The organism is Devosia polycyclovorans (assembly GCF_042181575.1).
Lineage (GTDB): Bacteria > Pseudomonadota > Alphaproteobacteria > Rhizobiales > Devosiaceae > Devosia > Devosia polycyclovorans.
Genome location: NZ_CP170082.1, coordinates 858468 through 865000 on the forward strand (window position 1 = coordinate 858468; position 6533 = coordinate 865000).

General features: G+C 61.8%; 5 protein-coding genes (1 of these 5 only partly in view). 4 read left to right on the forward strand and 1 reads right to left on the reverse strand.

The features are described from left to right. The first annotated feature begins 17 nt into the window (after positions 1 to 17). From prmC to ACE4RL_RS04415, 4 genes are all read left to right on the forward strand, one after another. A complete protein-coding gene (prmC, locus tag ACE4RL_RS04400; protein WP_375599314.1) occupies positions 18 to 875 on the forward strand; it encodes a peptide chain release factor N(5)-glutamine methyltransferase in 858 nt (285 codons plus the stop codon). Positions 876 to 1217: 342 nt separating this feature from the next. After that, positions 1218 to 1817 carry a DUF4167 domain-containing protein gene (locus ACE4RL_RS04405; protein WP_375599315.1) on the forward strand — a complete coding sequence of 200 codons (600 nt, stop codon included), beginning with the start codon at positions 1218 to 1220 and terminating at the stop codon, positions 1815 to 1817. Positions 1818 to 2049: 232 nt separating this feature from the next. Then, on the forward strand, positions 2050 to 4665 hold the full coding sequence (gene clpB, locus ACE4RL_RS04410) for an ATP-dependent chaperone ClpB (protein WP_375599316.1): 2616 nt from the start codon (positions 2050 to 2052) through the stop codon (positions 4663 to 4665). A 132-nt stretch (positions 4666 to 4797) separates the two neighbouring features. Beyond that, a complete protein-coding gene (locus tag ACE4RL_RS04415; protein ID WP_375599317.1) occupies positions 4798 to 5142 on the forward strand; it encodes a VOC family protein in 345 nt (114 codons plus the stop codon). Positions 5143 to 5151: 9 nt separating this feature from the next. On the opposite strand, the gene ACE4RL_RS04420 is transcribed toward ACE4RL_RS04415, so the two are convergent. Then, a protein-coding gene (locus ACE4RL_RS04420; RefSeq protein WP_375599318.1) for a M23 family metallopeptidase crosses the window boundary here: on the reverse strand, positions 5152 to 6533 show its 3' portion. 583 nt of this gene lie beyond the right edge of the window; only the last 1382 of its 1965 coding nucleotides appear in the window; the start codon falls outside the window, past its right edge; its stop codon occupies positions 5152 to 5154.

Genomic DNA, 6533 nt, shown 5'->3' on the forward strand with positions numbered 1-6533 from the left:
CGCTGCGGATCGGCGCATTGTGGCGCGGCTGGCGCGACGTGTTAGGCCGGCTCGGCTTTGAAACGGCCGCGCTCGATGCCAAGCTGCTTACCGGCCATGCGCTGGGGCTTGACGCCCTTGCTCTGGCAACCCGCGAGCAGGAACAGGTGAGTGATGAGCAGGCGGCCAACGTGGCCGAGCTGCTGCAGAGGCGGATGACCGGGGAATCGGTTGCGCGCATTCTGGGCGAGAAAGAGTTCTACGGACTGCCATTTTGGCTCAATGTCGCAACACTTGAGCCGCGGCCCGACACCGAATTGCTGGTGGACCTGGCGATCGAGGCCCTGCCGCAAGGTGGGCGCCTGCTTGATCTGGGCACTGGGACCGGCTGCATTCCCATTGCGGTGCTGGCCAATCGGGCCGATGCCGAGGGAATAGCGACCGATATCGCCCTCGATGCCATGACCATGGCCCGTGAAAATGCCGAACGGAACGGGGTGCAGGGTCGTCTTGAATTTGCACTTGGGAACTGGTTTGAAGCACTTGACCTTGGGTATTCTGGACGGGACGGCGGGGAAGGCTTTGATCTCATCACCTCCAATCCGCCCTATATCGCCAGCGACGTGGTTGAAACGCTTGATCCCGAGGTCAGGGCCTTCGATCCGCGCCTGGCGCTGGATGGCGGGCCCGATGGGCTCGGTCCTTACCGGATCATCGCTGCGGGGGCAGCGCGCCATCTGAAGCCAGGCGGTCAGGTGCTCGTTGAGATCGGCTATGATCAGGGGGAGAGCGTGAGTGCGTTGTTCGCCGAACATGGTTTGACCGAAATCCTCGTTCACAAGGACCTTAATGGCCTTGATCGTGTGATTTCGGCGCACCACTTGAAGGACGAGTAAGGCTTTGCTTTGGCCAATGCGCAGTTTGTGCTAGTCAAACCGGGCCGAAGCGGTTAGTTTATAGAAGCTGTCAATGGCGCATCATGGGCGCCGCGGCGATCACACCCGATCCTAAATGCAGTAAGCTGCTCACGCAGCGCGGTTCCGAAAGTCCGGGACGACGCGGGGACGGGATGGACTTGTCCAGGGTCGCTGCCGACCGCACACGGTCTTCATGAAGCCAGAAGAGTTTCCGCCCGGTGCGCACTTACCGCCGACGGATTGAGGGCCAGATCGGGCCTATCGCGCCGGTCCGCCCATTGATGTGACGCTTAGCTTTTTAGAGTTAGACAAAGCGACCCGATGAGACCTAATCAGAACAAGAACCGGCAGCGTGGCCGGAACGGCGGACGCAAACATGTCAATCCGCTGTCGCGCAACTACGAGAGCAACGGACCTGACGTGAAGGTGCGTGGCAATGCCTCGCATGTCGCCGAGAAATATATGCAGCTTGCCCGCGACGCCCAATCTTCGGGCGATTCGGTGATGGCCGAGAATTATCTGCAGCATGCCGAGCACTATTTCCGCATCGTGTCTTCTGCCCAGCAGGCCATGAATGGTCCGCGCGATGGCCAGAGCCAGGACGAGAACGAGTTCGAAGACGACGGCAATGACGTCAATTCGCGCTTTTCCTCGCCCCAGCCGTCACAGCCGGTGCAGCAGGGCAATGACAGCGAGAGCGAGCAGCCACCCGTTGCTGCCGAAGGGGGTGAGAGGCCGGCAGAGGCGGCTTCAGCGCCGGCCGAGGGTGAGGGCGAACAGCCGGCCCGCAAGCCACGCGAGCGCCGCCCGCGTCGCCGCCGCAATGCGGGAGGCGAAGCCAATGCCGATACGGCCAATGAGGCGCAGTCCGAGCCGGTGGCAGAGCTCCCGGCTTTCCTGACGGGCAATGCCGCCGAATAAATTGCGGTGAAAACCAAACAAATGCCGGGCCCCAGGCCCGGCATTTTTGTTTGCGACCAATGACACCGCGTTGCGGGTCGAAGATTCTCCTCTCGAGCCTCTTTTGTTCGCGCTTGGATGACCTACATCTAGACCGAACGATGCGCCAATATGGGCATTGTTCAAACGACGCTTCCGCCGTCATGCCGGTGCCGAAACGGGCCGCGTGGCGGGCGAGACAAGGAGAGTTGCATTGAACATCGAGAAATACACCGAGCGGGCGCGCGGCTTCATCCAGAGTGCGCAGACCGCAGCTCTGGGCAAGGGCCATCAGCAGTTTTCACCTATCCATCTCCTCAAGGTCCTGCTTGACGACGACCAGGGCATGGCCAATGGCCTGATCAGCAAGGCCGGGGGCGATCCCAAGGCGGCGCGAGCGGGCGTGGAAGCGGCGCTGAACAAGATTCCCAAGGTGTCCGGTGATGCCGGTCAGCTTTACCTCAGCCGCGAATTGGCCAAGGTCTTCGACACTGCCGAACAGGCCGCCCAGAAGGCCGGCGACAGCTTTGTCACGGTCGAACGGTTGCTGCTCGCTTTGGTCATCGAAAAGGACAGCGACGCCGGCAAGATCCTGAGCTCTGCCGGGGTAAACGCGCAGGGACTCAACAAGGCCATCGAAGAAATCCGCAAGGGCCGTACAGCCGACAGCGCTTCGGCCGAGAACACCTATGATGCGCTCAAGAAATACGCCCGCGACCTGACCGCCGATGTGCGCGAAGGCCGGCTTGATCCGGTGATCGGGCGCGATGAGGAAATTCGCCGCACCATCCAGGTTCTGAGCCGTCGCACCAAGAACAATCCGGTGCTGATCGGTGAACCCGGCGTCGGCAAGACTGCCATTGCCGAGGGCTTGGCCATCCGCATCGTCAATGGCGACGTTCCAGAATCGCTCAAGAACAAGAGCCTGCTGGCGCTCGACATGGGCGCGTTGATTGCGGGCGCGAAATATCGCGGTGAGTTCGAAGAGCGCTTGAAGTCGGTGCTCTCGGAGGTGCAGGCCGCCGAGGGACAGATCATTCTGTTCATCGACGAAATGCATACGCTGGTTGGTGCCGGCAAGAGCGAGGGCGCCATGGACGCGTCCAATCTCCTCAAGCCTGCCTTGGCGCGCGGTGAGTTGCACTGCGTTGGCGCGACCACGCTGGATGAATATCGCAAGCATGTGGAAAAGGATCCGGCCCTGGCCCGGCGTTTCCAGCCGGTCTTTGTCAGCGAGCCGACAGTGGAGGACACCATTTCGATCCTGCGGGGCCTAAAGGAAAAATACGAACTGCATCACGGCATTCGCATTGCGGATTCCGCCCTGGTGAGCGCGGCCACCCTCAGCAACCGCTACATCACGGACCGTTTCCTGCCCGACAAGGCCATCGACCTGATGGATGAGGCCGCCGCGCGGTTGCGCATGGCCGTGGACAGCAAGCCCGAAGCGCTGGACGAGCTGGATCGACGGATCATGCAGCTCAAGATCGAGCGCGAGGCGCTCAAGAAGGAGACCGATGAGGGCTCCAAGACCCGGCTCGACCGGCTCGAACACGACCTCGCGGGACTTGAGGAACAGGCCCAGACCCTGTCAGCCAAGTGGCTGGCGGAGAAAGAACGCCTGCAGGGCTCGACCAAGATCAAGGAAGAGCTCGATGCGGCCCGCTCGCAGCTGGAAATCGCTCAGCGCCAGGGTGATCTGGCCAAGGCCGGTGAGCTAGCCTATGGCGTCATCCCCGATCTCGAAAAGCGGCTTGCCGCGGCCGATGATGCGGATGGCGATGGCAAGCCTGACCCGGTGATGGCCAAGGAAACCGTGGAACCCACCGATATTGCCCAGGTGGTTTCGCGCTGGACCGGCATTCCGGTCGACCGGATGATGGAGGGAGAACGCGAAAAGCTCCTGCATATGGAGAGTTCGCTTGGCGCCCGGGTCATCGGGCAGTCCGAAGCGGTGGCCGCCGTTGCCAAGGCCGTGCGGCGCTCGCGGGCGGGCCTGCAGGATCCAAACCGGCCGATCGGCTCGTTCATGTTCCTGGGCCCAACTGGCGTGGGCAAGACCGAATTGACCAAGGCGCTGGCGCAGTTCCTGTTCGATGACGAGACCGCCATGGTGCGGCTCGACATGTCCGAATTCATGGAGAAGCACTCGGTCGCCCGGCTGATCGGCGCGCCTCCGGGCTATGTCGGCTATGACGAGGGCGGGGTGCTGACCGAAGCGGTCCGGCGCCGGCCTTATCAGGTGATCCTGTTCGACGAGATCGAAAAGGCGCACCCGGATGTGTTCAACGTCCTGTTGCAGGTGCTCGACGACGGTCGGCTGACCGACGGACAGGGCCGCACGGTAGATTTCCGCAACACGGTGGTGATCCTCACCTCCAATCTGGGGGCGGAATACCTGGTCGAACTCAAGGATGGCGAGTCAGTGGACCTGGCCCGTGGCAAGGTGCTCGATGCCGTCAAGGCGGCGTTCCGGCCGGAGTTCCTCAACCGGATCGATGAAATCCTGCTGTTCCACCGTCTGGGGCGCGAACACATGGGCAATATTGTCGATATCCAGTTCGGCCGGCTCGAAGCCCTGCTCAAGGATCGGGACATCACGCTGGAATTGACCCCCAAGGCCCGCGATTGGCTGGCCAACGAGGGCTATGACCCGGCCTATGGCGCTCGTCCGCTCAAGCGCGTCATTCAGCGCGAAGTGCAGGACGAGCTGGCCGAGGAGATTTTATCGGGAACGGTCAGCGATGGCGGCCGCGTTCTGGTGGACGCCGACGACAATGGTATCGTGCTTCGCCCCGCCGATACGATGGCGGCCGGCGCGGCAGCTTGATAGAGCACAATGCTCGATGCAAAAGGGCCGGTCTGACGACTGGCCCTTTTGTATTTGCTCGACCTGATGGCGGGTGCGACATGTTCTAGAACATGACGCGAACAAATTCACGAGGACCTTGGGGAGCGATTGATGGACCAGATCGACTACATAGAGTTTCCAACATCCGACCGATCCGCCACCAGCGGTTTTTTTCGTGCTGCCTTTGGGTGGGGCATAGTCGGCTTCGGTCCAGACTATGACGGTTTGGAGGGTGCCGGGATCGATGGCGGCGTCGATCAGGCAGCCAATCGCGTCGCCGCGAGCATGGCCGTGATCCGGACCGAAGATCTGGATGACGCCGAACGGCGCGTCATCAAGGCGGGCGGTGTTATCACACGCGCCCAGTATGATTTCCCTGGCGGGCGGCGCTTCCACTTCCGCGAGCCGGGTGGCAACGAACTGGCTATGTACGTATACGTGGACCGGCCCGAATAGCGGATGAGGTCAGTTCGCCTGGGCAACCGAGACGGGCGCCGGTTCACGGGCCATCAGGTCATTGATCTGGGCAATGGTCTGGTCAAATTCTTCGCGATATTGTGCCGCCAGCACATTGTCCTTTGGCAGCTTGACGCTGAGGGGATCGACGAGGTTGCCGTTGATCTTGATCTCGAAGTGCAGATGCGGGCCGGTGGACTGACCCGTTGAGCCGACATAGCCGATGACCTGTCCCTGGCGCACATGGGAGCCGGCGCTGAGCCCTTCGGCGTAGCGGGACATGTGGCCATAGGCTGTTTCGTAGCCGTTGACGTGCTGGATTTCGACCTTGTTGCCGTAGCCCGACTGCCACTTGTAGTGGGTGATGACGCCGTCGCCGGCGGCATATATCGGTGTGCCCGTGCGTGCTGCCAGATCGACCCCGGTGTGCAGTCTGCGCGTCTTGAAGATGGGATGAATACGATAGCCGAAGCGGGAGCGCAGCGTGCCACCCCCTTCGAGCGGACGGCGATTGAGGAAGCGCTTTCCGGTTTCCCCATCCGGATCGTAGAAATCGACGACGCCATCATCGGTGGTGAAGCGATAGAGCTGCCGTGTCGTGCCCGACAGGGTCAGGCCGACATAGAGAAGTTCCTCGCCACTGCCATCACCAGTGTCACCCGCTTCGAGAATCTCGATGGTGTCACCCGCGGCAATGCGTTTGGTCATGTCGATGTCATAGGCAAACATGGCGATGATGCGCTCGATCGTGGCGTCGCTCAAATCATGCTTGCGCCCGGTTTCCCAGATCGAACGATAGATGCTGGGCAGATTACCCACATTGATCTGTTCGACATCCTCGGCGGGGAAATCGACCCAGTCCGGTTGCAGGCCCACCACATATTGACCGTTGTCGCTCAAGGCCACGGTGGCGATGTGCCGATCACCCGGCGCGCCCTCGGGCCGATAGATCGACATGCGGTAAGGCACAAGGCTGGTGGCGCCGGTGCCCAATGGTCCATAGAGGATGCGCAGCCGAATACCGGCCGGAAGACCTGCCGCCGGCATGAGACTGGCCAAGGTACGTTCCACCATCCCAACCTGGGCCGGCGTGAAACCATTGCGCAGAAGCGTGTCCGCCAGAGGACCAAGTTCTCGCACGGTCAAGAAGCGTTCAGTCCGGCCGAGCGACTCACCTGAGGCCAAGGTCGTCTTGGGGACGACAGTCACGTTCTCCGCTACGCCGGTGACCGCGCCGGATGGCTGCGAAGCCAGTTCCTGCAGGCTCGGGGCGAGGGCCGCATAGGCGAGTGCCGGGCCCGCCCCGTCAACGGTAAAGGGGGCGCCAATCATGGCCCGCACGAAATCAGCCGCCCCCTGATCAGAGATGGCCCTTGAGGGTACGAAGTCAT

What these genes read in the sequence shown, in the direction of transcription:
- ACE4RL_RS04405 (WP_375599315.1), top strand. Translation starts at nt 1,218, where the DNA reads ATGAGACCTAATCAGAACAAGAACCGGCAGCGTGGCCGGAACGGCGGA.
- ACE4RL_RS04415 (WP_375599317.1), top strand. Translation starts at nt 4,798, where the DNA reads ATGGACCAGATCGACTACATAGAGTTTCCAACATCCGACCGATCCGCC.